At 72.0% G+C, this 25,685-nt stretch carries 16 protein-coding genes, 1 pseudogene and 1 riboswitch; of the genes and pseudogenes, 10 read left to right on the top strand and 7 right to left on the bottom strand.

Annotated elements, in window-relative coordinates; all coding sequences use genetic code 11:
* Positions 1-126: 126 nt before the first annotated feature.
* Positions 127-1,527: an FAD-dependent oxidoreductase gene (locus ACZ5D2_RS39390; RefSeq protein WP_468936384.1), complete on the bottom strand. Its 1,401-nt coding sequence runs from the start codon at positions 1,525-1,527 to the stop codon at positions 127-129.
* 303 nt (positions 1,528-1,830) lie between these two features.
* Between ACZ5D2_RS39390 and ACZ5D2_RS39385 the strand changes: the two genes are divergently transcribed.
* The 4 genes from ACZ5D2_RS39385 to ACZ5D2_RS39370 all read left to right on the top strand — a co-directional run bounded on the left by ACZ5D2_RS39385 (position 1,831) and on the right by ACZ5D2_RS39370 (position 4,264).
* Entirely contained in the window at positions 1,831-3,078 is a 1,248-nt protein-coding gene (locus tag ACZ5D2_RS39385) for a helix-turn-helix domain-containing protein (protein ID WP_468936381.1), read from the top strand.
* A gap of 96 nt (positions 3,079-3,174) precedes the next feature.
* Entirely contained in the window at positions 3,175-3,498 is a 324-nt protein-coding gene (locus ACZ5D2_RS39380) for a DUF6415 family natural product biosynthesis protein (protein ID WP_371676040.1), read from the top strand.
* A 195-nt stretch (positions 3,499-3,693) separates the two neighbouring features.
* Positions 3,694-3,927, top strand: a complete 234-nt coding sequence (locus tag ACZ5D2_RS39375; protein ID WP_371676041.1) for a hypothetical protein — start codon at positions 3,694-3,696, stop codon at positions 3,925-3,927.
* Between the two features lie 25 nt (positions 3,928-3,952).
* Complete coding sequence (locus tag ACZ5D2_RS39370; RefSeq protein ID WP_371676042.1) at positions 3,953-4,264, top strand: hypothetical protein; 312 nt, start codon at positions 3,953-3,955, stop codon at positions 4,262-4,264.
* A 17-nt stretch (positions 4,265-4,281) separates the two neighbouring features.
* Here ACZ5D2_RS39370 and ACZ5D2_RS39365 read toward each other — a convergent pair whose 3' ends face one another.
* Positions 4,282-5,229: an oxidoreductase gene (locus tag ACZ5D2_RS39365; protein WP_371676043.1), complete on the bottom strand. Its 948-nt coding sequence runs from the start codon at positions 5,227-5,229 to the stop codon at positions 4,282-4,284.
* A gap of 244 nt (positions 5,230-5,473) precedes the next feature.
* Between ACZ5D2_RS39365 and cbiE the strand changes: the two genes are divergently transcribed.
* The 4 genes from cbiE (at position 5,474) to ACZ5D2_RS39345 (ending at position 8,827) form a co-directional block, all read left to right on the top strand.
* Positions 5,474-6,721, top strand: coding sequence for a precorrin-6y C5,15-methyltransferase (decarboxylating) subunit CbiE (cbiE, locus tag ACZ5D2_RS39360; RefSeq protein ID WP_371676044.1), 1,248 nt, complete (start codon positions 5,474-5,476; stop codon positions 6,719-6,721).
* Positions 6,718-7,467 (top strand): precorrin-4 C(11)-methyltransferase, encoded by a 750-nt coding sequence (gene cobM / locus ACZ5D2_RS39355; RefSeq protein ID WP_371676045.1) that lies wholly within the window; start codon positions 6,718-6,720, stop codon positions 7,465-7,467. Before cbiE ends, cobM begins: the two co-directional genes overlap by 4 nt.
* Positions 7,457-8,212 (top strand): cobalt-precorrin-6A reductase, encoded by a 756-nt coding sequence (locus ACZ5D2_RS39350; protein ID WP_468936374.1) that lies wholly within the window; start codon positions 7,457-7,459, stop codon positions 8,210-8,212. Before cobM ends, ACZ5D2_RS39350 begins: the two co-directional genes overlap by 11 nt.
* A gap of 114 nt (positions 8,213-8,326) precedes the next feature.
* Entirely contained in the window at positions 8,327-8,827 is a 501-nt protein-coding gene (locus tag ACZ5D2_RS39345) for a hypothetical protein (RefSeq protein WP_371676047.1), read from the top strand.
* Between the two features lie 133 nt (positions 8,828-8,960).
* Here the strand turns inward: ACZ5D2_RS39345 and ACZ5D2_RS39340 are convergent, their stop codons facing one another.
* From ACZ5D2_RS39340 to cobG, 3 genes are read right to left on the bottom strand one after another with little or no spacing between them, the layout of a single operon-like run.
* Positions 8,961-10,460 carry a precorrin-2 C(20)-methyltransferase gene (locus tag ACZ5D2_RS39340; protein ID WP_371676048.1) on the bottom strand — a complete coding sequence of 500 codons (1,500 nt, stop codon included), beginning with the start codon at positions 10,458-10,460 and terminating at the stop codon, positions 8,961-8,963.
* Entirely contained in the window at positions 10,457-11,104 is a 648-nt protein-coding gene (locus ACZ5D2_RS39335; protein WP_266843378.1) for a precorrin-8X methylmutase, read from the bottom strand. Before ACZ5D2_RS39335 ends, ACZ5D2_RS39340 begins: the two co-directional genes overlap by 4 nt.
* A 4-nt stretch (positions 11,105-11,108) precedes the next feature.
* On the bottom strand, positions 11,109-12,476 hold the full coding sequence (cobG, locus tag ACZ5D2_RS39330; RefSeq protein WP_468936369.1) for a precorrin-3B synthase: 1,368 nt from the start codon (positions 12,474-12,476) through the stop codon (positions 11,109-11,111).
* Between the two features lie 359 nt (positions 12,477-12,835).
* Positions 12,836-12,936: riboswitch (cobalamin riboswitch) on the top strand.
* Positions 12,937-12,989: 53 nt separating this feature from the next.
* On the opposite strand from cobG, the gene cobN reads away from it, so the two are divergent.
* Positions 12,990-16,610, top strand: a complete 3,621-nt coding sequence (cobN, locus tag ACZ5D2_RS39325; RefSeq protein WP_468936366.1) for a cobaltochelatase subunit CobN — start codon at positions 12,990-12,992, stop codon at positions 16,608-16,610.
* Positions 16,611-16,877: 267 nt separating this feature from the next.
* Here the strand turns inward: cobN and ACZ5D2_RS39320 are convergent, their stop codons facing one another.
* Positions 16,878-17,300, bottom strand: coding sequence for a DUF4259 domain-containing protein (locus ACZ5D2_RS39320; RefSeq protein ID WP_468936363.1), 423 nt, complete (start codon positions 17,298-17,300; stop codon positions 16,878-16,880).
* A 4-nt stretch (positions 17,301-17,304) separates the two neighbouring features.
* On the bottom strand, positions 17,305-24,684 hold the full coding sequence (locus ACZ5D2_RS39315) for a ricin-type beta-trefoil lectin domain protein (protein WP_468936360.1): 7,380 nt from the start codon (positions 24,682-24,684) through the stop codon (positions 17,305-17,307).
* A gap of 349 nt (positions 24,685-25,033) precedes the next feature.
* Between ACZ5D2_RS39315 and ACZ5D2_RS39310 the strand changes: the two are divergent.
* Positions 25,034-25,685, top strand: a pseudogene (locus ACZ5D2_RS39310) (hypothetical protein); the annotation flags it as partial.

The following is a 25,685-nucleotide window of genomic DNA, read 5'->3' as shown; positions in this document are numbered from 1 at the left end:
CTCTCGGCGTGCCGACCGGAAGCCCGCGTACCGGACGTACTTGGGCTTTCGGTCGGTGCGGCGAGAGTGCGTGCCGGGCGTCGCGACGCCGCGGATATCCGTCAGACACCACCTAACAAAGCCCTACTAGTCCGTGCCGGGCGCCGGGTGATGGGGTGGGTAGGCCGGGGCCTGCGGGGACGTGGGCAGGCGCCACTTGGACAGGACGCGGAGCACGGTCCACGGGCTGAGCAGGGTGGCGGGCGGCTCCGTCAGCGAGAGGACTCCGAAGAAGGGCGCCGAGAGTTCGGGGTCGGTGTTCGCGCCGACCATCACCCGGGACATGTAGTGCTGGAGGACCCGGGTGGCGCGGTCGGGCGGCGGCCCCTCGGTGCCGGGGTAGCGCAGGTCCTCGCTGGTGGCGATCTGCCAGGCGACGGAGGCAGCCGTGGCGGTGCGCCGCTGGAGTTCGCGGGACGCGGCCGGGATCCGGTCCGCCGTCAGGCCGGCGAGGGCCTCGCGCAGGGCCTCCGCCCCCAGGGCGGCGACGGTCATCCCGTGCCCGTACACGGGGTTGAAGCGGCAGCCGGCGTCCCCGGCCACCAGGAGGCCGTCGGGCAGCCGCTCCAGGCGCTCGTAGTGCCGCCATTCGTTGGCGGTGCCGCGGAAACCGGCGGGCTCGGACAGCGGCTCCGCGTCGCGGATGGCGTCGTACAGGGCGGGGCTGCGCAGGCCGCGGGCGAACTCCAGGAATCCGGGGTCCTTGGTGGGCGGGGCGTGTTCGCCGTTGCCGATGAGGGTGACCAGCCAGCGGTCCCCGTCGACCGGCACGAGGACGCCGCCGCGCGGGCTGTCCGGGCGGCCCTGCACGTACATGCCCTGCCAGCGGCGCGCCGGGTCCGGCGGGATCCGGTAGGTGCGGCTGGAGTAGCCGAGGTGGGAGTCGTAGCGGGTGACGGCCGGGACGGGGAGGCCGAGGGCGGCCAGCCAGGCCGGGGTCCTGGAGGTCCGCCCGGTGGCGTCGACGACGAGCCCGGCGCGTACGGGGCCGTCCTCGCGCAGGGTCACCCCGGCCACGGAGCGGCCGTCGGCCCCGGCGACGAGTCCGGTGACCAGGCGGCCCGTACGCACCTGGATCCGCGGGTCGCGCAACACGGCCCGGCGCAGCGTCCACTCGGTCAGCTCGCGGCTGGCGAGCAGCACCCGGGTGCCGGGCAGCGGCCCGAACCAGTCGGCGGGGCTCAGCCAGAGGAAGTCCCGGGGCGAGTCCAGCAGGGCGGCTCCGCCGGCCGTCAGCTCGCCGGTGATCCCGGGCAGCAGCCGCTCCATCGCCTCCAGCCCCCGCGCCCACAGCACGTGCGCGTGCCGGGACTGCGGGACCCCGGGCCGGAACTCCGGCCCCTCGCCGGGAAGTTCGTCCCGCTCCACGACGGTGACCCGCGCGAACCGCTCCGCGAGCACCCGCGCCGTCAGCAGGCCGGCCAGGCCCGCGCCGAGCACCACCGCGTGGTCGCGGCCTTCTGAGTGGTTGTCCGGAGTGTCGTCCATGGTGCGAGTGTCCGGCGGCCGCAACCCTCGCGGTGAGCCCCCGGCCGGGGCGGACGGAGGCACACCGGGGGCGGACGGAGGCACGGCAACGCTGCCGCGCGGCCCACGAACACGATCAACACCGGCCGGGTGTCGGGGCGTACGCCGTCTCCCGCGATGCCGCCCAGCGGCCTCCCCGCGACCCGACGGGCGGCGGGGGAAGGGGTTTGCGTGCGTTCCGGACCGCACGGAAGGGGCCCGCGCCCTACGCTGGCAGCGACGAGCCTCAAGGAGACGAGCCGCAAGGAGAGGGGCAAGGCCGCCATGTCTACCGATGCTGTCCCGGACCCGTACCGCGATCCGCTGGTGCTCGGCCAGAGGATGCAGATCCTCCGCACCCGCCGGGGCCTCACCCGTGACCAACTCGGCGGCCTCGTGGGCCGGTCCGGCTCCTGGGTGAAGGCCATCGAGACCGGCCGGCTGAAGACGCCGGCGCTGCCGGTGATCCTGCGGATCGCCGAGGTGCTCCGCGTCCGGGACCTGTCCGACCTCACGGGGGACCAGTCCATGCGGGTCCATCTGTTCACCGGACCCGGTCACCCGCGGTTCGCCGCGGTCCGCGAAGCGCTCAACACGCTCCGGTTCGGCGGTGACGGCCGCGAGGCGCCGTCCGCCGCCCACCTGTCGGCCCGGCTGTCGAAGGCGTGGCAGGCCCGGCACTCCGCGCCGAACCACCGGGACGTCATCGGCTCGTTGCTGCCGGACCTGATCCGGGACGCGCAGTGCGCGGTCAGGGCCGCCGGGACGATCGCCGACCGCAAGGCCGCCCAGGCCAGGCTGGCGGAGACCTACTTCCTGGCCCAGTTCTTCTGCGCCTACCAGCCCGACGCACCGCTGGTCTGGCGTGTCGCGGAGCGTGGCATGACGGCCGCACAGGACTCCGAGGACCCGCACGCCATCGGCCTCGCCGCGTGGCTGACCACCCAGGCACACCGCGAGGGCGGGCATCTGGACGCCGCGGACGCGGTCACCCTGGAAGCCCTGCGGTACCTGGAGCCGCTCCTCCCCGATGCCGGCACGGACGTCCGCGCGGTCGCCGGAGCCCTGACCGTCGAGGCCGGGCTGACGGCGGCGCGCCGCGGGCAGACGGGTACGGCGTGGCGGTACTGGGACGACGCCCGCTCCCTGGCCGAGTCCCTCCCCGCCGGCTACTTCCACCCGGTCACGTCGTTCTCGCGAGCGGTCATCGGCGCGCACGCGGTGACCGTGGCGGTCGAGTTGCACGCCGGCGGGGAGTCGGCGCGCCAGGCCGCCCGGGCGGAAGCCGAAGCGATCCCGTCCCGGCCGCGCCGGGCCCGGCACCGGATCGAGCAGGCCCGCGCGTACCACCTCGACGCCCAGCCCGACGTGGCACTGGCCACGCTGGAGCAGGCCCACGAGGCGGCGCCGGAGACCGTCCGGTACAACGGGCACGCCCGCCGGATCATTCTGGAGGAGGCGGAAGCCAAGTCCCCCCGACGGCGGCGCCGGGCGTCCGAGCTGGCCACCCGCCTCGGCATGCTGACCGCGTGACGGCGTGACGCAGGGGGCACAATCCGTGCCCCTGGCGTCCCGCCGTGGCCCCTACCGTCGTCCCGGTACTCGCGGACGACGGTAGGGAGCACCCGTATGAATCCTGACGGTTCGGACATCCAGCGGCTCATCGGGCGGGCACTGGTGCCCTACTCGGACCGACCGGACGCCGAGGCCGTGGCCCGGCTCGTCGACGACCTCATCACCGGCGGGGAGGCGCTGCACGCCGAGGTGGGCGCGGTCCCCGGCGAGCGGCGGACCGAGCGCGCCGGGTCCGCCCTGGCCGAGTGGACGTACTTCGTCGACGCCGGCCCGACGGGGCGCGGCGACCACGCGAACTGGAACTACGCCCGCACCCTGGCCCGCATCCTGCGCAGCCTCGCCTCCACCCTGAACGAGCAGCCGAGCAGCCCCCGGTGACCGAGCCCGGACGACAACTGCTCCACGGCACCGTCGCAGCCCCCACGGCCGCCGCGGCGACACCCGCCCCAGGGCCAAAACGGTAGACGTTGCACCCCTCGGGCCGACACGCCGACCTCGCGACTAGCACATCGGTACGGTCGGACACATTCTGTAGTCGACCGTCACAGTCAGCTACGAAGCAGGAGGAACGGCATGGGGAAGCAGGACGACGACATCGCGGCTGATCGAGTCCTTTCCGTAGAGGAAGGGGCCGAGATCAAGCAACGCATCGCCGCGCAGAGATCGCTCAAGCGCTGGCGCTGGATGGGCAACTACGGAGACCCGAGCCAGGCGGCCGCCGTCGCGAACCAGGACCCGCCGTGCGTGGCCGGGGAAGTGATGTTCACGATCAACGGCAACCTGACCCCGGCCTGGATGTTCTACTGACCCCGGCCGGGCCGCCCTCGCCGAGATGGCCGCGCTCGCCGGCGTCCTGGCGCTGAGCCTGGTCCGGCCGCGGGGGCTCGTGTTCCCGCGCTGGGTGCCGCTGGTCGCGGGACGCAGGGTCCCGCCGCGGACGCTGGCCTCCACGGCCTTCGCCGTCGCGGCCTTCCTCCTTCTCTACACCGTCTGGGCCGCCGCCCTGACCGTCGTCCAGTGGAACGGCACCGGCATCTTCAGCCGGTGGATCGTCGTCTACGGGATCCCACAGTTCCTGGTCTGGGGGATCGGCCTTCTCGTCGCCGCCCGCTCCTACCGCGGCCGGACGGCACCACAGCGCTGACCCGTCTCCCCGTACCGTCAGCGCGGCAGCGACGCGTACGAGACTCCCGTGAGCTTCTCGGAGGCGGCCCAGAGGCGTTCCCCCGCCGCGTCGTCGAAGGTGCGGCGCGCCCGCCAGGACGGTACGGGCGCGCCGCGCCAGCCGAGGCGGGGACCGAAGAAGGCGTCCTGGCCGACGCCGGGGGCGGTGGCCGCGTAGAGGGTGGGCAGGGCGCCCGAGGCGGCGGGCTGGGCGAGCACGCCGTTGCCGAGGGCCATGACGCGGGAGGCGAGCGTGCGGCCCTCCTGGGCGGAGGCCCCGGCGTGCAGGTTGGTGGAGGCGTAGCCGGGGTGCGCCGCCGCGGCGGTGATCGTGGCCCCGGCGGCCGTGAAGCGCCGGGCCAGTTCGTGGGTGAAGAGCAGGTTGGCGCTCTTGGAACGGCCGTAGGCGATCCAGCGGCGGTAGCCGTCCGCGCCCCGGGCGGGATCGGGGTCGAGGTCCTCGGGACGTACGTCGCCGAGCACGTGGAAGCCGCTGGAGACGTTGACGATCCGGGCCCCGGGGCCGGCCGCCCGCAGCCTCGGCAGCAGCAGGCCGGTCAGGGCGAAGTGCCCGAGGTGGTTCACCCCGAACTGCGTCTCGAACCCGTCGGCGGTCCGCCCGTACGGCAGCGCCATCACCCCGGCGTTGTTCACCAGCAGGTCGAGGCGGGGGCGGCGCTGCCCGAAGGCCCGCGCGAACTCCCGTACGGAGGACAGGTCGGCCAGGTCCAGCGGGGCGAACTCCACCTCCGCGCCCGGCACTTCGCCGCGCAGCCGGATCACCGCGGCACGCCCGCGCGCGGCGCTGCGGCAGGCCAGGGTCACGGCCGCACCGCGGCGCGCGAGCTCGCGGGCGGTGACGTAGCCGATGCCGCTGTTGGCCCCGGTCACGACGGCGGTCCGGCCGCCCTGGTCGGGAATGTTCGTGGCGTTCCAGCCGGTCACGGCGGCTCCCTCGGCACGGATGAACGATCCCCGTCACCCTACTCACCCCCCGCCCCGACCCGTCAGGACCCCCGCCCTCCCCGGGCCGGGAGGCCGGGGCCGGGCCGGGGCGTTCGGGGTGTGAGCGGCCGGCGCCACCGTTCCCGCCCAGGTCACCCTGCCACCGAGGGCCCGGCGGAGCCACCGGTAAGCTGCGGAGCCGTCCCTCACGTTCCCCCTTCTCCCGCCCCCGAGGTACCTCTCCGTGAGCTCCGCAGCACCTCCCCTCCCCGTGACGGTGGTCGGCCTCGGCGCCGACGGCTGGGCCGGGCTCACCGCCGGCGCGCGCTCCGCGCTGGCCTCGGCCGAGGTACTGATCGGCGGGCCCCGGCAGCTGGACCTGCTGCCGCCCGACCCCTGCGCCGGACTGCGGGTGGCCTGGCCGAGCCCGCTGCGCCCGGCCGTGCCGAAGCTGATGGCCGAGCACGCGGGGCGCCGGATCGCGGTGCTGGCCAGCGGCGACCCGATGTTCTACGGGATCGGCCGCGCGCTCTGCGAGGAGCTGGGCCCGGACGCCCTGCGGATCCACCCCCACCCCTCCTCCGTGTCCTACGCGTGCGCCCGCCTGGGCTGGCCGGTCGAGGACACCGAGGTGGTGACGGTGGTCGGCCGCCCGGTGGCCCGGCTCACGGCCGCGCTGCACGAGGGCCGACGGGTCCTGGTGCTGAGCGGCGGTGCCGGCAGCCCCGGCGAGATCGCCGCCCTGCTGCGCGGGCGCGGCTTCGGCCCGAGCCGGATGCGGGTGCTGGAACAGCTGGGTTCCGAGGACGAGGACGCGTACGAGGGCGTCGCGGAGCACTGGGACCGACCGCCGGGCGCCCCCCTGAACGTGGTCGCCGTCGAATGCCGCCGCGACCGGACCCATCCGGCTCCCCGGCTCGGCGCGACCCCCGGCCTGCCCGACGCCGCGTACGAGCACGACGGGCAGCTCACCAAGCGGCACGTGCGCGCCGCGACGCTGTGCGCGCTGGCCCCGGCCCCCGGCGAGCTCCTGTGGGACATCGGCGGCGGCTCCGGTTCCATCGGCATCGAGTGGATGCGGACGCACCCGTCCTGCCGGGCGGTGGCGGTGGAGCGCGTACCGGAGCGGGCCACGCGCATCACCCGTAACGCCACGGCCCTGGGCGTGCCCGGACTGCGCGTGGTGGTCGGCGCCGCCCCGGCGGCCCTGGAGGGACTCCCGGCCCCCGACGCGGTGTTCATCGGCGGCGGGCTGACCGCGCCCGGACTGCTGGACGCCGCCTGGGCGGCGCTGGCCCCCGGCGGCCGGCTGGTGGTCAACACGGTCACCCTGGAGTCGGAGGCGGTGCTCGCGGAGCGCTACCGGCGCCACGGCGGCGACCTGGTGAAGCTGGCCGTCTCGCACGCCGTGCCGGTCGGCGGCTTCACCGGCTGGCGGCAGGCGATGCCGGTCACCCAATGGTCGGTTACCAAGGAGAAGGATCAGACATGACCGTGTACTTCATCGGAGCGGGCCCCGGCGCCGCCGACCTGATCACGGTGCGCGGTGCGCGGACCCTGGCCGCCGCCCCGGTCTGCCTGTACGCGGGCAGCCTGGTCCCGCGCGAGCTGCTCGCCGAGTGCCCGCCGGACGCCCGCCTGGTCGACACGGCGCAGCTGAACCTGGACCAGATCGTCGCCGAGTGCGTACGCGCCCACGAGACGGGCCTGGACGTGGCGCGGCTGCACTCCGGGGACCCGTCGGTCTTCAGCGCGGTGGCCGAGCAGATGCGGCGCCTCGACGCGGCCGGGATCCCGTACGAGGTGGTCCCGGGCGTTCCGGCCTTCGCCGCGGCGGCGGCCGCCCTCAAGCGGGAGCTGACGGTGCCCACCGTCGGCCAGACGGTGATCCTGACGCGGATCGCCCAGCAGGCCACGCCGATGCCGCCCGGCGAGGACCTGGCCACGCTCGGCCGCAGCGGGGCCCTGCTGGTGCTGCACCTGGCCACCCGGTACGTCGACCGGGTGGTGGAGGAGCTGCTGCCGCACTACGGCGCCGAGTGCCCGGTGGCGGTGGTCGCGATGGCCAGCCGCCCCGACGAGCTGATCCTGCGCGGCACCCTGGCCGACATCGCGCCGCGGGTGAAGGAGGCGGGACTGGTGCGCACCGCCGTCATCATCGTGGGCCGCACGCTGGGCGCGGAGCAGTTCCCGGACAGCCACCTGTACTCCCCCGAGCGCGACCGGCATGTCTGCTGACGGTTCCCGGGCGCACGTCCTGATCCTGGGCGGCACCACGGAGGCCCGCCGCCTCGCGGAGGCGCTGGAGCACCACCCCGCGTACCGGGTGACGACCTCGCTGGCGGGCCGGGTCGCCGCGCCGGTGCTGCCGCCGGGCGAGACCCGGATCGGCGGTTTCGGCGGTATCGCCGGGCTGGCCGGCTGGATCGTGGGCCACGACGTCACCCACGTCGTGGACGCCACGCACCCCTTCGCGGAGCGGATGAGCTTCCACGCCTCCGAGGCCGAGGCGCTCACGGGCGTACCGCTGCTGGCGCTGCGCCGCCCCGGCTGGACCCCGGGTCCGGGCGACGCCTGGACGTTCGCGGACTCCCTCGCCGGGGCGGCCGCGCTGCTGCCGGAACTGGAGGCCCGCCGGGTGTTCCTGACGACGGGACGGATGGGCCTGCACACCTTCGCGCACCTCACCGAGCCCTGGTTCCTGGTGCGCTCGGTGGACCCGCCGGCCGGACCGGTGCCGCCGCGCCTCGAAGTGCTCCTGGAGCGGGGTCCGTTCACGCTGGAGGACGAACGGGAGCTGCTCGCCCGGCACCGTATAGACCTGTTGGTCACCAAGGACAGCGGCGGGTCCGCGACGGCCCCCAAGCTCACCGCCGCCCGGGAGGCCGGGATCCCGGTCCTCGTCGTACGCCGCCCCGCGGTCCCGCAGGGGGTCGCCGAGGCTCCGTCGGTGGAGGCGGCCCTGCGCTGGCTCGACACGTAGGGCCCGGCCGCGGGCGGCACGGACGGGCGGGGTGGCCGGCGGAGCCTAAGTCCCTGGTGAAACGGGCTCTTCCGGCCGGTCCCGGCCTGCCGCCGCACCCTCTAGGCTGAGGGAATGCGGATACGTCACTCCCTCGTCCTGATCCTGGCCGTCACGGCGCTCGTCACCGGATGCGGCGAGAAAGCGGCCCCCCGGGCGTGGGCGCCCGACGACGCCCTGCAGCGTGCCGACGAGAGCCTCGGCAAGGGGGCCGGGGAGGGCCGGGTGACGGCGCGGGGCACCGGGTTCCTGCGCTCCGGGCTGGAGAAGACCCTGGAGACCGGCGGGGAGCGCCCGTACCGCTTCGACATCGCCTGCGACAGCGAGGAGGAGACGCACGTCACCCTCGTGCTGTCCCGGGAGGGCGGGCCCGGCGACCGCACCTTCGACGTGGCGTGTACCGCCGGGGAGGTCACCCGCCTCAACCTCCCGGTGGGCGCCCCGCTGACCGCGCAGATCGAACCGAAGCCGCAGGACGACTCGCCGCCGGTCGGGGTGCTGTCGTGGCAGCTGCTCACCCTGGACCCCGAGGCCGTCCAGGGCTGCGCCGACGCCCTGGCGGGCTGCGCGGGCTGACCCGAGGCCGTCCGGGGCTGCCCCGACTCCCCGACGGGCCGCGCGGGCCGACCCGCGCGGGCCTTCCGCGCCCCTCCCCCGGGCACGGGACCCCCACCGGGGCCCCCGCGCCAGGGAGTTCAGGCGGGCACGGTCACGGGTAGCGGCGCGGGGTCCAGGTCACCCGGGAGCCGTCGGGCCGCTCGGTCACCCGGGTCTGCGAGGAGCCGATCAGCAGGATCGTGCGCATGTCCACCTCGGCCGGCTCCAGCGCGTCCAGGGCGAGGATCCGCACCGACTGCTCCGGGCCGCCCACGTCCCGCGCGACGACCACCGGGGTCTGCGGCGAACGCAGCTCCAGCAGCAGCTCCTTGGCCTGTGCCACCTGCCAGGTCCGGCTGCGCGATCCCGGGTTGTACAGGGCGAGCACCAGGTCGGCGGCGGCCGCTGCGCGCAGCCGCTCCGCGATGACCTCCCACGGCTTGAGCCGGTCGGACAGCGAGATGGTGGCGTAGTCGTGGCCGAGGGGGGCGCCCGCCGCGGCGGCCGCCGCGTTGGCCGCGGTCACGCCCGGCAGCACCCGCACGGGCACGTCCGCGTACTCGGGCTGGCCGGCGACCTCCAGGACGGCGGTGGCCATGGCGAAGACGCCGGGGTCCCCGCCGGAGACCACGACGACCCGCTTGCCGCGGCGGGCGAGGTCGAGGGCGAACTCGGCCCGCTCGGACTCCACCTTGTTGTCGGAGCCGTGCCGCACCTGGCCCGGCTTGACCGGCACCCGGTCCAGGTACGTGGTGTACCCGACGAGGACCTCCGCGTCGGCCAGCGCCCGCCGGGTCTCGGCGGTCAGCCACAGCGGCCCGGCGGGCCCGGTGCCGACGACGGCGACCTCCCCGGGGCCGGACGGCACGCTGCCCGGGTTGCCGATCCGGCTGGGCACGACGGCCACGGCGAAGTACGGCACGGTGTCCGGGTCGGTGTCGGCGAGGACGCCGGTGCGCTCGCCCTCCATCGTGGCCCGTTCCACGTAACGGGCCTCGGGCAGCCGCCCGCTGGCCTCCATCGCCCGGCGCACGCCGGGGAAGGTACGGCCGAGCTTCATGACGACCGCGGAGTCGGTGGCGGCGAGGCGTGCGGTGAGCTCCTCCTCCGGCAGGGTGCCGGGCAGGATCGTCAGCACCTCCTCGCCCTCGACGAGCGGGGTGCCCAGCCGGGCCGCGGCGGCGCTCACGGAGGTGACGCCGGGGATCACCTCGGCTTCGTACCGGTCCGCGAGCCGCTTGTGCATGTGCATGTACGAGCCGTAGAAGAGCGGGTCCCCCTCGGCGAGCACGGCCACGGTGCGGCCCGCGTCCAGATGCGCGGCGAGGCGGGCGGCGGAGGCCTCGTAGAACTCCTCCATCGCGCCCTGGTAGCCGCCGGGGTGGTCGGTGGTCTCGGTGGTGACCGGGTAGACCAGCGGCTCTTCGACGTGGTCGGAACGCAGGTGCTTCGCGGCGATCGAACGGGCGATGGAACGGCCGTGGCGGGCGCTGTGGTAGGCGATGACGTCGGCCTCGGCGATCACCTCGGCGGCCCGCAGGGTCATCAGGGAGGGGTCGCCGGGGCCGAGTCCGACGCCGTACAGCTTGCCCGGGGTGGCGCTGGTGCTCATTCTTCCTCGCTCGCGATCGCGTTGACGGCGGCGGCCGCGATGGCGCTGCCGCCGCGCCGGCCCCGCACGATCAGGTGGTCGAGGCCCGAGGCGTGGGCGGCGAGGGCGTCCTTGGACTCGGCGGCGCCGATGAAGCCGACGGGCACGCCGATCACGGCGGCCGGGCGCGGGGCGCCCTCCTCGATCATCTCCAGCAGCCGGAACAGCGCGGTGGGCGCGTTGCCGACGGCGATCACGGAGCCCTCCAACAGGCCCCGATCGCGCCAGACTTCGAGGGCGGCGGCGCTGCGCGTGGTGCCCATCTTCGCGGCGAGTTCCGGCACGGCCGGGTCGGAGAGGGTGCAGATCACCTCGTTGTCGGCGGGCAGCCGCTTGCGGGTGACCCCGCTCGCCACCATCTGCACGTCGCACAGGATCGGCGCGCCCGCGGCCAGCGCGGCGCGCGCCCGGAGCACGACCTCGGGGGTGTAGCCGAGGTCCTGGGGCAGGTCCGTCATCCCGCAGGCGTGAATCATGCGCACCGCGACCTGGGCGACGGAGGCGGGCAGCCCCGAGAGGTCCGCCTCGGCGCGGATCGTGGCAAAGGACTGGCGGTAGATCGCGGCGCCGTCCTTCTCGTACTCGAACACGGTGTACTCGCTCATTTCTTCACAGCGACGGTGATGGGGTGGTGCTGCGGGCGGCCGTGAGGGCCGCCGCCAGGTCTGCGTGCGCGGCCGGGGCGGCGGGCCGCCCGGGCGCGGAGATCTCGTACCCGTCCGGGGTGGCCACCAGGTCCACCCAGGCGGTGCCCCTCGGGTGCCCGCAGCGCCGCTCGCATCCCGACCAGTGCACGGGCAGCGGGCCGGCGGTCCGCGCGGCGAGGGCCCGCGCGTCGGCGCGTACGTCGGCCCGGGACTTGGCGCAACCGGGCCGCCCGGTACAGGCCGTGACGGACCGTCGGGGATCGCCGGGCTCGGTGATGAGCCCTGCTTGGGTGAGGGCGTCGAGCGCGGGGCCCGCCGTACGTTCCGTCAGGCCGGGGACGACGACCCCGCGCCAGGGGGTCAGCCGCATCCGGCCGGTGAGCCCGGCCAGCAGCCGCCACTGACCGGCGGTCAGCCGCCCGAGGGGCGCGAGCACGGAGAGCGCGGCACCATCCCCGGGCCCGGACACGACCCCGGGGGCGGGGCCGTCGGCGGTGTGGGGCGCGGGGGGACCCGGCTCGTGCCCGTCGGCGGTGTGGGGCGCGGGGGTACCCGGCCCGTGCCCCGTGTCCAGCCGGGGCTCGGGGACGCCGGCCACCCGCCCCGGAATCCCGGCGGCGGCCAGACGCTCGCTCAACATCCGTACGTCCAGGGCGTGTTCGGAGGGCAGCTCGGTCACCCGCCAGGCCCGGGTCCCGGCGCGCGCGACGGCGTCGAGGAAGAGGTTCGCGGCGACCAGGGCGGCCCGGGGGGCGTCACCGGCCGCCACCAGGACGCCCTCCGGAGAGCCCGCGGTCCACACCAGGGCGCCGTCCCCGCACGCGGTCAGCGTCACGTCACCCGCGAGGGAGGACACGTCGCCGCGCCCGTCGTCGAGGGCGAACAGGAACCGCCCCGACAGACGGGCCGCGCCCGGATCCGCGCACAACAGCCGGTCCAGCGGCGGCACCCAGCCCGAGATGTCCGGCAGCCCGGCCCGGTCGAGGCCGGCCAGCGGCGACGCGACGACGTTGCGGACCCGCTCGTGGGAGGGGGCGGGCAGCAGCCCGGCCCGGCCGAGCAGTTCCGCCAGCTCCCCGCCGCAGCTCTCGCCGAGGCCGCGCAACTGCGCGTTGCCGCGCGAGGTGAGGTCGAGGTGGCCGTCGCCGAGCCGTTCGGCGGCGTCGGCCAGCATCAGGGCGGCCGGTCCGTCGAGGAGGCCGCCGGGGATCCGGATGCGCGCCAGGAACCCGTCGTCGGCCGCGTGCAGGCGCAGCGCGCCGGGGCAGGCGTCACCGCGTTCCCGTATGACGGGTTCGTCCCGCGATGCGGCGGAAGGGGGCTGGGGCATGGCCGCGAGCATACCCACGATTGCCCGCCCCCGACCTGTGTCCGTCGCCACCCCGCCGCCCCGGACCCGGCACCCGGATTCCGCACCGGGATTCCCGCCTCCGGCCCCGGTGGTGTCCGGGGCGCGGGCGGGGGCGCGGGCGGGGCGCACCGCAGCCCCGGCGGTTCGGGACACCGGGCGCGGGGCAGAGCTCCGGCGATGACACCGCGCCCCGACCACCGCCGCCGGGACGCGCCGCCCGACCGCCCGCCCCGACCGCCCGCACCGGCCCCGCCGACCGGGGCCGCCCGACCACCCCCACTCCCGGCCAGGGACGACGCCGCCTAAGATGACCTTCCGACGGGCCGTTCGGCCCGTCATCGCCGAGGACGGCGACATGGGAGGAAGCCCGGTGCGATTCCGGCGCGGTCCCGCCACTGTGAACCCCGCGGAGCACCCGCGCCGGGTGAGTCAGGAACTCCCGCCGTCCTCACTGCCCGGGGCGCGGAAACCCCGAGGAAGGCCTGCCGCCGCATGATCCTGCTGCTGTCGACGTCCGACACCGATCTGCTCAGCGCTCGCGCCGCGAACACGGCGGACGGCCCCGTCCCGTACCGGTTCGCGAACCCCTCCCGCCTCCCCCTCGACGACCTCCCGGGTCTGCTCGACGGCGTCGGACTGGTCGTCGTACGCCTCCTGGGCGGCCTGCGCGCCTGGCAGGAGGGCCTCGACGTCCTCCTGGCCCCCGGCCAGACCCGCCCGGTCGTGGTCCTGACCGGCGAACAGGCCCCGGACGCCCAGCTGATGGAGGCCTCCACCGTCCCCATCGGCATCGCGGCCGAGGCTCACGCCTACCTCGCGCACGGCGGCCCCGCCAACCTAGAACAGCTGGCCCGGTTCCTCTCCGACACCGTCCTGCTCACCGGTCACGGCTTCGAGCCCCCGGCCGGCTCCCCCACCTGGGGCCGGCTGGAGCGCACGGCCGGCACCGACAGCGGCCCCCGGGTCGCCGTGCTCTACTACCGCGCCCACCAGATGAGCGGCAACACCGCCTTCGTGCACACCCTGTGCGAGGCCATCGAGGCCCAGGGGGCCCGCCCCCTCCCCCTCTACGTCTCCTCCCTGCGCGCCCCGGAGCCCGAGCTGCTGGCCGAGCTGGAGGGCGTCGACGCCGTCATCACCACCGTCCTGGCCGCCGGCGGCACCCGCCCGGCCACCGCCTCCGCGGGCGGGGACGACGAGTCCTGGGACGCGGGCGCCCTCGCCGCGCTGGGCGTGCCGATCCTCCAGGCCCTGTGCCTGACCGGATCCCGCAGCACGTGGGAGGAGAACGACGAGGGCCTCTCCCCCCTCGACGCCGCCACCCAGGTCGCGGTCCCGGAGTTCGACGGCCGCCTGATCACCGTCCCCTTCTCCTTCAAGGAGATCGACGAGGACGGCCTGCCCGCCTACGTCGCCGACCCCGAGCGGGCCGCCCGCGTCGCCGGCATCGCCGTGCGCCACGCCCGCCTGCGCCACATCGAGCGCCGCGACAAGAAGATCGCCCTCGTCCTCTCCGCGTACCCCACCAAGCACTCCCGCATCGGCAACGCGGTCGGCCTCGACACCCCCGCCAGCGCCGTCGAACTGCTGCGCACCCTCATCTCCCACGGCTACGACTTCGGCCCGGCGGACGAGATCCCCGGCCTGGTCTCCGGCGACGGCGACGAGCTGATCCGCGCCCTGATCGAGGCCGGCGGCCACGACCAGGACTGGCTGACCGAGGAGCAGCTGGCCCGCAACCCGGTCCGCATCCCGGCCGCCGACTACCGGCGCTGGTTCGCCGAGCTCCCCGCCGACCTCCGCGAAAGCGTCGAGGAACACTGGGGCGAGGCGCCCGGCAACATGTTCGTCGACCGCTCCTCGAACCCCGAGGGCGACATCGTCCTGGCCGCCCTGCGCCGCGGGAACCTCCTGATCCTCATCCAGCCGCCGCGCGGCTTCGGCGAGAACCCGATCGCGATCTACCACGACCCGGACCTGCCGCCGTCGCACCACTACCTGGCGGCGTACCGCTGGATCCAGGCGGCCTCCGCCGACGGCGGCTTCGGCGCCGACGCGATGATCCACCTGGGCAAGCACGGCAACCTCGAATGGCTGCCGGGCAAGAACGCCGGCCTCTCCGCCTCCTGCGCCCCGGACGCCGCACTCGGCGACCTCCCCCTCATCTACCCCTTCCTGGTCAACGACCCGGGCGAGGGCACCCAGGCCAAGCGCCGCGTGCACGCCACCCTGGTCGACCACCTCGTCCCGCCCATGGCGCGCGCCGAGTCCTACGGCGACATCGCCCGCCTGGAACAGCACCTCGACGAGTACGCGCAGATCAGCGCCATGGACCCGTCCAAGCTCCCGGCGATCCGCGCCCAGATCTGGACCCTGATCCAGGCGGCGAAGCTCGACCACGACCTGGGCCTGGACGAACGCCCCGACGACGAGGGCTTCGACGACTTCCTCCTGCACGTCGACGGCTGGCTGTGCGAGGTCAAGGACGCCCAGATCCGCGACGGCCTGCACGTCCTCGGCGGCGCCCCGACCGGCGAGGCCCGGGTCAACCTGGTCCTCGCGATCCTGCGCGCCCGCCAGATCTGGGGCGGCACCTCCGCCCTGCCGGGCCTGCGCGAGGCCCTCGGCCTGGACGAGTCGGCCGCGACCCGCACCTCGGCGGACGAGGTCGAGGCGACGGCCCGCGCCCTGGTCCAGGCGATGGAGGACGCCCACTGGTCCCCGGAGGCGGTCGCCACGGTCGCGGCGGGCCACCCGCAGGCCGTCGCCGACGTCCTCACCTTCGCCGCCCACGAGGTGGTCCCCCGCCTGGCAGGCACCACGGACGAAATCGCGCACGTCGTCTCGGCCCTGGACGGCGGCTTCGTCCCGGCCGGCCCGTCGGGCTCCCCGCTCCGCGGCCTGGTCAACGTCCTCCCCACGGGCCGCAACTTCTACTCGGTCGACCCCAAGGCCGTCCCGTCCCGCCTCGCGTGGGAAACGGGCCAGGCCCTGGCGGACTCCCTCCTCACCCGCTACCGCACCGACAACGGCGGCGAGTGGCCCGCCTCGGTCGGCCTGTCCCTGTGGGGCACGAGCGCGATGCGCACCTCCGGCGACGACGTGGCCGAAGCCCTCGCCCTCCTCGGCGTCCGCCCGGTCTGGGACGAGGCCTCGCGCCGCGTCACGGGTATCGAGGCCATCCCCCTCCCGGAACTCGACCGCCCCCGCATCGACGTGACGCTCCGCATCTCGGGCTTCTTCCGCGACGCGTTCCCGCACGTCATCGGCCTCCTGGACGACGCGGTCCGGCTGGCCGCCTCCCTGGACGAGCCGGCCGCCCACAACTACATCCGCGCCCACGCCCAGGCCGACCTCGCCACCCACGGCGACGAACGCAAGGCCACCACCCGCATCTTCGGCTCCCGTCCCGGCACGTACGGCGCGGGCATCCTCCAGCTGATCGACTCCCGCGACTGGCGCACCGACGCCGACCTGGCGGAGGTCTACACGGTCTGGGGCGGCTACGCCTACGGCCGCGGCCTGGAGGGCCGCGCGGCCCGCGCGGAGATGGAGTCGGCGTACAAGCGCATCACGGTCGCCGCAAAGAACACCGACACCCGCGAGCACGACATCGCGGACTCGGACGACTACTTCCAGTACCACGGCGGCATGGTGGCCACCGTCCGCGCCCTGCGCGGCACGGCCCCCGAGGCCTACATCGGCGACTCCACCCGCCCGGAAACGGTCAAGACCCGCACCCTGGTGGAGGAGACCTCGCGCGTCTTCCGCGCCCGCGTGGTCAACCCCAAGTGGATCGAGGCGATGCGCCGCCACGGCTACAAGGGCGCCTTCGAACTGGCGGCGACGGTCGACTACCTCTTCGGCTACGACGCCACCACGGGCGTGGTCGCGGACTGGATGTACGACAAGCTGACGGAAACCTACGTCCTGGACCCCACGAACCGCGCCTTCCTGGAGGAGGCCAACCCCTGGGCCCTCCACGGCATCGCGGAACGCCTCCTGGAAGCCGAATCCCGCGGCATGTGGGAAAAGCCGGACCCCCAGATCCTCGAATCCCTCCGCCAGGTCTACCTGGACACGGAAGGCAACCTGGAAGCCGACTCGGAGTAACCGCCGCCCTCCCCTGCCCCCGCAACACGAGCGGCCTCCTCCCCCACCAACGGGGCGAGGGGGCCGCCGTCATCTCACGGCCCATCACTCCCGGACGCCACCCTCTACACCGGGCTGCTCTCGGACTCGACCTCCCCACCGGACTCCGCAAGGTCCACCCGGTCGGGCGGGGCTCCACCCATCTGATTCGACGACCTCCGCCACGCCACTGCCATAGACCCCACAGAGGCCCCGCCGGAAACTACCTGGCGGGGCCTCTCACGAACCTTAAGCGTCGGCGAGTACGGCCTTGATTTCGTCAACCTGTCGAGTGATAGCGGCGCGATCGCTATCATTCTTCCATCCGGCTAGCAGGAAGGAATTATCCCCCTCAGCAACCTCACGCAAAGCCATGAGGGCTACGCCACGCAGTTGACTCTGAGGTTGAATTCCCCGGATTGCATCCCGGAAATTCTCGTCATCCATCCATGCGTAATTACGCGATTCGGCGCCCAGCGCCGCAACGATTGACACGGCTGCAATTACCTCTTCCGGAAGGAATTCCCGATTGATGACTGATGCATCTGCTGCGACCTTCCCTAGGATATCTGCCACGGGGGTCAATCGCACCTCAGCAGGCAAGGCTCTCACCTGGTCGATGAAGTCTTGTGCGGTGTCACTCTCCAGAACACCGAAACCCCATGTCCCCATGTTGCTAACTCCAGTTCTGTTGGCCACCGAGACCGGTGACATCGAATTCAGGATCTCGTCGGTTGACTAGAGAAACCCCACGACTCTTCAAGCCTTCCATCACCGTCTGCTCCACTCTTCTAGCAGTTACGGATTTGACACCCACAGGGAGAGGCATCCAGGTCACGTTGCAGATGTCTGAGCATGAATAGCCAGCAGTGCCCACAGCATGGGACGGCTTCGTTGCAGCCATGACGCGATCCTGAATATTCGTTGTCGACATTCCGACATACTTCTCTCCACCCTTCAGGTGGATGGTATAGACCCCTGGCGTGTTCGGAACATTGAAATCCTTGACCGGATTACAATTGTGGACGAGGACTGGAGTGGCCCCAGCCAGGACATAGTACGTGTGGAGGTCGGCGACCGTCAGGTTGTAGGTGTCCAGGGTCGCTTCATAGAGGCGTGTTCGCTTGACGACTGCCGTTGCGCCCTGGTCGGTGCGGAGGGTGTCTCCGGGATGGAGGGTGCCCGCTTCGATCCAGGCTTGCCGCGATTCGGACCAGACGATGTGGTGCTCAGTCGTCGTGATCTTGCCTGAGCCGCTGTCCGTCTCGACGTCGAGATCGACGTAGTTCTTGTCGTCCTTGGTGTGGATCGTGCGCGTTACGGTCTTCGATTGGGTTTTTTTGTCGTCCGGATCGGCCGCGACAACCTGATCGCCGTTCCGGAGTTCTTCGATCGGCTTGCTCGTGCCGTCCGCCATCAGCACCTTGGTGCCCGGCGCGAAGCTGTCGCACTTGCTGATGAGGGATCTGACCTTGCCGGCGATCTTTCCGCCGGCCTTTTCGGCGATCTTGGCCCTGCCGGCGCCCGGCATGGGCGCCAGCATTGCGCCTATTTGATAGTTGTCGTCCTTGGTGTCGACACCGAAGTGCTCCATCAGGCGGTCGTAGGCCTGTTCGGGCGTCGGGATACCCGTGAGCTGCATCATTTTGGCCACCGGCGGCGGTATGACGAGGGTGGCGGCTTCGGCCAGGCCCCTGCCGGCGCCGGCTACAACGAAGGCCAGCTTCTTCTTGACGCTGCTGTGGTCGACGTACTTGATGTTGTGGTTGCTGTAGACCTGCTTGATGATTCTGGTGTAAGACCAGTCGTCACCGTTGCCATTGTTCCCGCGGTATCCGCGCTGCGGTGCGTGGGTCTGGTAGTACCTGACCTGGTTCGAGACCGGCATGTACGTGATCTCGTGGGAGTTGCCGGCCGTGATGACGGTGTGGCCGTGGCAGTCGTAGAGAGTTCCGCACTCCTCGCTACGGAGACCGCTCGGGTCCCAGTTGCCGATGGGGTTTCCGTTGGCGTAGGTGTACCCGTTCATCTGGAGCGGGTCGGTGATGTCGACGACCGGGTCGGCGGAGATGAAGCGGCCGGTGGTGGAGTCGTACTCGCGCGCACCGATGTGCGTGAGAGCGGTGTTGGTGTCGTCGACGCCGCTACCCAGGAAGGAGTGGCTGCCGGGCCAGTTGCCGGGCTGCGAGCCGCGCGGGTTGCCGTACGGGTCCGATTTGCGGCGCGTGATGTTCTGGCCAGCGCTCTGGTCGATCGTCGTGGTGGCGGTGTTGTGGTGGTCGGCGAGCTGGACGCTCAGTTTGTGGTTGTCCGCCTTGCCTCCCGTCTGGCGGACGGTGGTCACGCCCGGCCCGCTGTAATAGCGGACGGCGTTCAGGGCCTGGCCGGCCTTGTTGACGGTGACCTCGGCATCGCCGAGGGAGAGGGTGCGGCTGCTGCCGGTTTCCTCGATCAGGCGGTTGCCGGCGGCGTCATAGAGGTAGGTGGTCGTGTTGTCGAAGCTGAACTGCTGTGGTCCGGTGGCGTTGCAGGACCAGAGTTGGAGGTCGCTGCCGTCGGCGGCGTTGTTGGGGACGTCGACGCACTGGTTGGTGGCCGGGTTGTTGAGGGACTTGTCGCCGGCGCGGTAGACGAACCTCTGCTTCTCGCTGCCGTCGCAGGTCGCCAGGACCAGCCTGGTGCCGCTGGCGGTCAGGCACTTGTCCAGGGCGCGGACCGTGTTGCCCGTCAGGCGCCACCGTTGCGCCTTGGATTCGTTGCAGGGGTAGATCTGGACGGGGGTACCGTCGGCCGCACCGCCGCCCTCGATGTCGATGCACTTGCCGGATGCTCCGGTGACCGAGGCTGCACCGATGCCGGGGCTGCTCGCCGAGGTCAACTTGCCCCGCCGGTCCCAGTTCAGCGTCTGGGTGTCGCCGTCGATGCGCCGGCTCTTGGTGTTGCCGGAGACGTCGTAGTCGTAGGTGGAGACCGAGTTGGCCGTCGAGCCCGGGGTTCGGGTGATCTTGTCGGCCTTCACCAGCGCGTGGGGCTGGGTGGTGACCGGAGGCTGGGTTCCGTTGCCCGGGGTGGTGACGCCGTAGGTGTAGGTCGTCTCGTCGTCCAGCGCGCTGTCGGTGAGGTCGTGGTTGACGAGCTTGGTGCGGTTGCCGATGGCGTCGAACTGGTATTCCTGCCAGAAGCCGTCACCGTCGGGGCCTGGCGTGACGTCCGCGAGACTGGGACCGCTGCAGGCGGCGGTCTTGCCCGTCCAGGCCTTGGTCAGCTGGCCCATCGGGTCGTAGGCGTAGCACTGGCGGTCCTCCCGGCCGCCGGGCTGGGTGTCCGTGACCGCCGTGATGTTGCCGACGAGGTCGTAGGTGTAGGAGACGTCGCTGATCCGGTTGGGCCCGGTCTCGCGGTCACTGATCTGGTGGGTGACCTGCCGGGTGTTCGGGTCGTACTGGTTGGTGGTCCACACCCGGTTGGGCGCGTTGCCCGACGCGGTGCGCAGGACCTCGCCGTACGGGCTGTACTTGACGTCGGCGGTGTACCAGGCCAGGCCGGACATGCTCTGCGGCATGCCGTCGGCGTTGTAGCGCGTGACCAGCTTCTCCGCGGCCAGGCCGCCGGGGGTGGCCGGGACGGTGGTCGACTGGACCTTGCCGGTCGCGGTGTACGTGGTGCTGTAGGCGTAGGTGCCCGCGAGGCCCTTGGTGCCGGGCGTGTCCGGGATCGTGATCTTGGATCCGGTGGGCCGGTACTCGGCGTCGTAGCCGGTGACCTCGCTGCTGTAGGCGGCTCCGCCCTCGTAGCGGGTGGAGGAGACACCCAGGCCCTTGGCTCCCGGCAGGGAGTCGAAGGTCCAGGAGGCGACGAGGGGGCCGTTCGCGGCGTTGTCGCGCAGCTCCGTGGTGCGGCCGAGTGCGTCGTAGACCGTGAACTGGGTCCGGCCCGCCGAGTCGGTCGTGGAGACCTTGCGGTTCAGGTTGTCGTAGGTGAAGGCGGTCTTGCCCACGTCCGGGTCATCGGACCAGGTCATACGGTCGCGGGCGTCGTAGCCGTAGGTCCAGCCGTTGCCCGCCGGGTCGGTAACCCTGGCCAGGTTGCCGCGGTCGTCGTAGGAGTAGGCGGTCTTGCCGAAGGTGGTGAGGTCGGCTGCCGTGAAGTTGCGGACCTCGGTGGGACGGTTGAGGGCGTCGGTCCAGGTTTCCGTCGCCCGGCTTCCCTTGAGCGGGGTCGACCCGTCGGGGGACATTCCGGTGCGGGTACGCGTCCAGTCTCCGCCGTACTGAACCGTGTTCGCGGTCTGTTCGACGCCGGCGTACAGGCTGGTGGTGCGGATCACGCGGCCGAGACCGTCGTAGGCGGTCTTCGTGGAGTTGGGTATCTGAAAGACGCTCTCCGGAACGAAGACGCTCGTGCCGGGCTTGCCTTCCGCGTAGTAGCCGCTGTTGGTCTGTCGGACGCTGCCGTCGGCGCTGTAGAAGGTGTCCGTGACGAGCCGGCCGCCACCGAGCGCATCGGTTTGCGTCTGGCGGTTGCGCAGCAGGCCGTCGTAGATCGCGACGGACGTGCGGTACGTACCGTCGTCCTGCAGCGTCCTGCTCGTGACGGCCGGTGCCTCGTGCTCGGATATCTGGTACTCGAACGTCCGCGCCGGCTTGTCGGTGGTCTTCTGCGACGGGGTCCAGACGGCCGTGGTACGGCCCAGGTTGTCGTAGGCCGAGGTGATCTCGCGGCCGTTGATGTCCGTGGCTTCCAGCGGGTTGCCGCGCGCCGGATCGATGCGGGTGGAACCCGTCTGTCCCAGCGCGTTGGTGCTGGTGAGGGTGAAGGCAACACCCGTGGCGGGGATGAACGCGGAGGAGGTGGTGTTGCCGGCCGCGTCGTAGTCCTTGGTGCGGCGGCCCAGAGCGTCGTACTCGATGCGTCCGGACGTGATCCATCCGGTTCCGGCCGCGTCCAGGGTGTCGAGCTGGACGGCGAGTCCGAGTGTGGGGGCTGCGCCGAACGCGTTCGGCGCGTCGTAGGAGGTCCGTACGTCCTTCAGGACAGTGCCCGTGGCGGTGCCGGCGCAGTCACCGCTGGTCTTGCGGACCCGCTGGGGAAGGCCGATCAGGTTCTTTGCGGGGTTGTGGACGTAGGTGGTCGTCGTGCAGCTCTGCTGAACCGTGGACCAGGACGTGCCGTCGTGTGCCAGTGCGTCGGTCTGGGTGGTCTGGGGCAGACCGTTCGCCGGATCGTAGGTGTTGCGGGTGCGGATCATGCGGGACTTGCCGCCGCTGATCGCCTCCACCTCCTCCGTCCGGGCCGTCCCCCCGCGGTACGCCTCCAGCGGAGTGGTCCCGTCGCGTGGCCTGGATGCCGTCTTCTGGCTCCAGGGCCACGTCAGCTGCCGGGCTACGACCGTGCCGCCCGCCTTGGAGTAACTGATGGTCTCCGCGGTGAGCCCCTGGTACTGGGGCAGGTCCTCGCCGAGCTCCTCGGTGCCGGTGGAGTCCTTGACCGTCACCTTGGACCGGCCGCCGTCCGCGGACATGCCGCGGAAGTACCGCTGGCGCGACTGCGACTCTTCGGTCGCGTCGCTCTTGCCGGTGTTGGCGGTGACTCCGTGCTTCGTCATGACGGCCGAGTAGCCACGCCACTGGCTGTAGGTCCGCAGTTCCGGCTTGGTGAACTCGTCGGTGTCCTTGGCCCAGGCCGCGTCTCCCTCGTAGGTGTAACTGGTGGCCACATCGGGCTGGCGGGCGACCCGGTCCTTCTCCACGACCCGGTCGACGACGTACTTGTTGAACCACTGGAGCTGTGGCTTCTCCAGGTCGGAATCCGGCGACCAGTGGACCGGGAAGCAGCGGGTGGTGTTCTCCTCCGGCTTGGGGTGCGTGGTACCGACGGGGCACGGAGCCGAGTAGTCGACGTGTGTCTCACCACCGGATTCGCTGCGGATGGTCTCCACGCGCAGGCGGTCGAAGTCGGGGGTGGCGTCGTCGGGCCCGGTCGCGACGCGGTTGGGCATGTCCTTGACGTTGGCGATGAAGGAAACCGGGGGGAGCGTGGTGGTTTCCTGGTTCCCGGCGGCGTCCTTGGTGGTGCCGTAGCCGGTGCGGGTGACGGACTCCAGCCACAGCGGCGGATGCGTGTCCGTGCGCTGCTTGGGGAACGACTGCGCGAGGGTCCACCGGTCCACCAGGGACAGCGCCGTTGAACCCTCGGTGCGCTGGCCGTAGGTGGTGACGGCGGTCAGCCGCTTGCGTGACCAGAAGGTCGGCGCGGAGATGTAGCAGTCCGTGGCCGTCGCCTTGCAGTGCAGCGTGGAGGGAGTGTCCCACCAGGGCTGCTTGTCACCGTAGTTGTTGCCTTCGAACTCGGCGTCGGAGCACTGCGTGGTGCCTTCCTTGATGCAGCGTTCGGCAACGGTGAACTCCACCTTGCCCGCCGGGGGGCCGGACAGGTTGTCGCTGCGCAGGCCGTACGTGATCCGGGCCGGGTATCCACCCCGGGTGTACGCGGCCTTGGCCTTGTACTTCTCGTTCTTGGCGTAGTGGTTGGTCTCCTTGGCCCAGTCGATGATCATCGCATTGCCGTGGATGTCCTCGACGTAGTCTAGGTTCCAGCGCCATGCCTGCTCGCACGAGGAGTCGGCGAAGACCGGCTGGTAGCAGGGCTCGCCCGGATGATTACCGAAGACGGGGACCGTGAAGACCGAGTTGGTGACGGGCCGGGTGCCGGCGCCGTCCAGATCGTGACGACCGAAGAAGTAACGGGTCCCGTCGCGAGTGGTGACGACCCAGTACTCGCCGTCCTTGGCGCCGTTCGGTACCGAGGTGTCCGTCTTGCGCTCGACCTTGGATCCGCTGTCGGAAGCCGCGACCCATTGACCGGTGGTGGTGTCGTGGACCAGTTCGGTGGCCCCGCCGCCGAGGGACATGACCATGCTGTCGCCGGCCCAGCATTGGTCGCGCTTCTTCTTGTCCGTGCTGTTGTCGTTGTTCGGCTTGGCGGGTGTGGCCTTGAGGTCGTCGGCGCAGGCGCGGTAGCGGCGTTCGATGTAGCCGGGCTCGTAGTCCCAGCCGTCACCGATCCAGGACGCCTGGCCGTTGGACACGGAGGTCTTGCCGTCGACCGACTGAGAGGAGTACGAGAACGCCACCGTGGGCGCGGGACCCGCCGGAGCCGCGGGCACGGTCAGCGGATAGCTCCAGGAGAATCCGCCGCCGCTGCCGCCCGCCGTCCACGAGCCGGTCGGAGACAAAGACGTGGCCGTGTAGGTACCGCCCGCACCGGATGCGCCGTCGGAGGCAGCGAGGACCACCGGTCCGCCGCTGCCGCCGGTCATGGTCCGCAGGCCCTGACTCGGTGCGGTGGCCGGGTCGACGGTGGCGCGGACGGTTCCGGTGGCAGGGTCGTTGGTGCTGGGAACATCCTGCGCGACAGTGCACTCGGGGAGGTTCGGGGTGGTCAGGAAGCACGCAGGTAGCTGCTTGAGCTCCAGGCGCGTGGCCCACTCGGTGCCGTAGAGGTCCTTGAACTTCTTGTAGTCCAGCTGGACGTCGACCGGGGTGGAACCCTCGGCGGGCGGTGTCACCTTGATGAGGGCACCGTCGATGTTCGCCGCCTCGGTGGCGGTACGGGTCTCGACCGCCACCGACCAGGTACCGGACGGAGCGGGCGGGGTCGGGTTCGCCTCGGTGGGCGAGGCCTTGCCGATACTGACCGGGAGCGTGCCCGCCTGGACGAGTTGGTCACCCGAGAGGGCGACGCTCGCCGTACCGCCGGTCGGCGGTACCACCTTGGAGGGCTCGTACTCGGGTGGCGACTGCACGGGGGCGCCCGCCCAGCCGTCGAGCTTGGCGGCTTCGACCTTGTCGAGCTTGGCCTTCATGTCCTGCTGGAGTCCAGGCAGTTGGACGCCGTCCCGGCCGCCCGGTGGTGCTGCCCAAGCCTGTGCCGGCAGGAGTGTTGCGATCAGCGCCACCGAGACGGTGATGCCGGTGCGCCCGGCGAGACGTACGCGTTTCGCGCGCGATCTCTCGTTTCCGGGCAGGCGGAAATTATGCGCCGAGAACGGCGACATGTGGACCCCCCCACGGTCTGCTCACGGTGAAGACACACGTGTAGCAGGAAACTGACAAATAGTTCGCTGATTCTTTATCAGCAGATGGACCGAAAGCCATAGGAAGCTATCAGATGTGGAATATGTCACTTACGAATCGCATAGGTGCTAACAAATCGTGCAAATCCACCATCCGCACGGGCTTTTCGCAGGTGACGGGCGCCACTCGGTGCGGCATGCTCAGTCCGCACATTTCATGCGTGAAGGCCGGTTGGGGAGCTGGCCCTACGTACCGCCCGACTATCGGGCTCATTACCTGCGAGTACCCAGGGGTGGCGAATTTTGCGCGCCCGAGGGGGGAGAATTTGCCATGTCCGAAAATGAATCCTCGGGCGAGAATTCGCCAGTGACGCCGGAAAGAAAGCAGGGTGATTGCGCCACGGTTCCGCGCCGCTGGTTTCAGCGCCGTCGGAATCTCGGCGGCCTCGCCGCGCTGCTTGCCGTCGCTGTGGCGGTACCCGTCGGTCTGAGCCTGCCGGGCGATGGCGACCAGCCGCACGCGGAGGCCGGCCCGAAGCGTGACGCCGGTGTGCCTGTCACCGCCACCGAGGCCCGCCGGGAAGCCGTCAAGTCCGGGAAGGAGGTCGAGGTCACCTCTGAGGCGAGCGCGTACAGCAGCACGTGGGCGCAGCCTGGCGGGACGTTCAAGCTGCGGGTTTCGAGTCTGGCGACGCGGGCGAAGGTCGGCGGTGCGTGGAAGCCGGTCGACACGACGTTGGAGCGGGTGGAGGGCGGGTTCGCGCCGAAGGCCGTCAACGGGCGCGTCGTGTTCAGTGCGGGCAGCGCCGCCGGCAAGGGTCAGTCCGGTGGCGGGGGCCGTGCGTCCCGAGGGGTGTCCCGGGTGACGCTGGCCAGTCCGGCGATCGCGAAGGCGGACGGGCCCGCCCCCGAGTGGAGTGAGCTCGTACGGCTGTATACCGATGGGCACGATCTGGTCGTGTCCTGGCCGGGACCGCTGCCCC

The organism is Streptomyces sp. NPDC031479 (assembly GCF_055581065.1).
The sequence above is the reverse complement of the archived record's forward strand: the minus strand, read 5'-3'. Positions and strand labels throughout refer to the sequence as shown.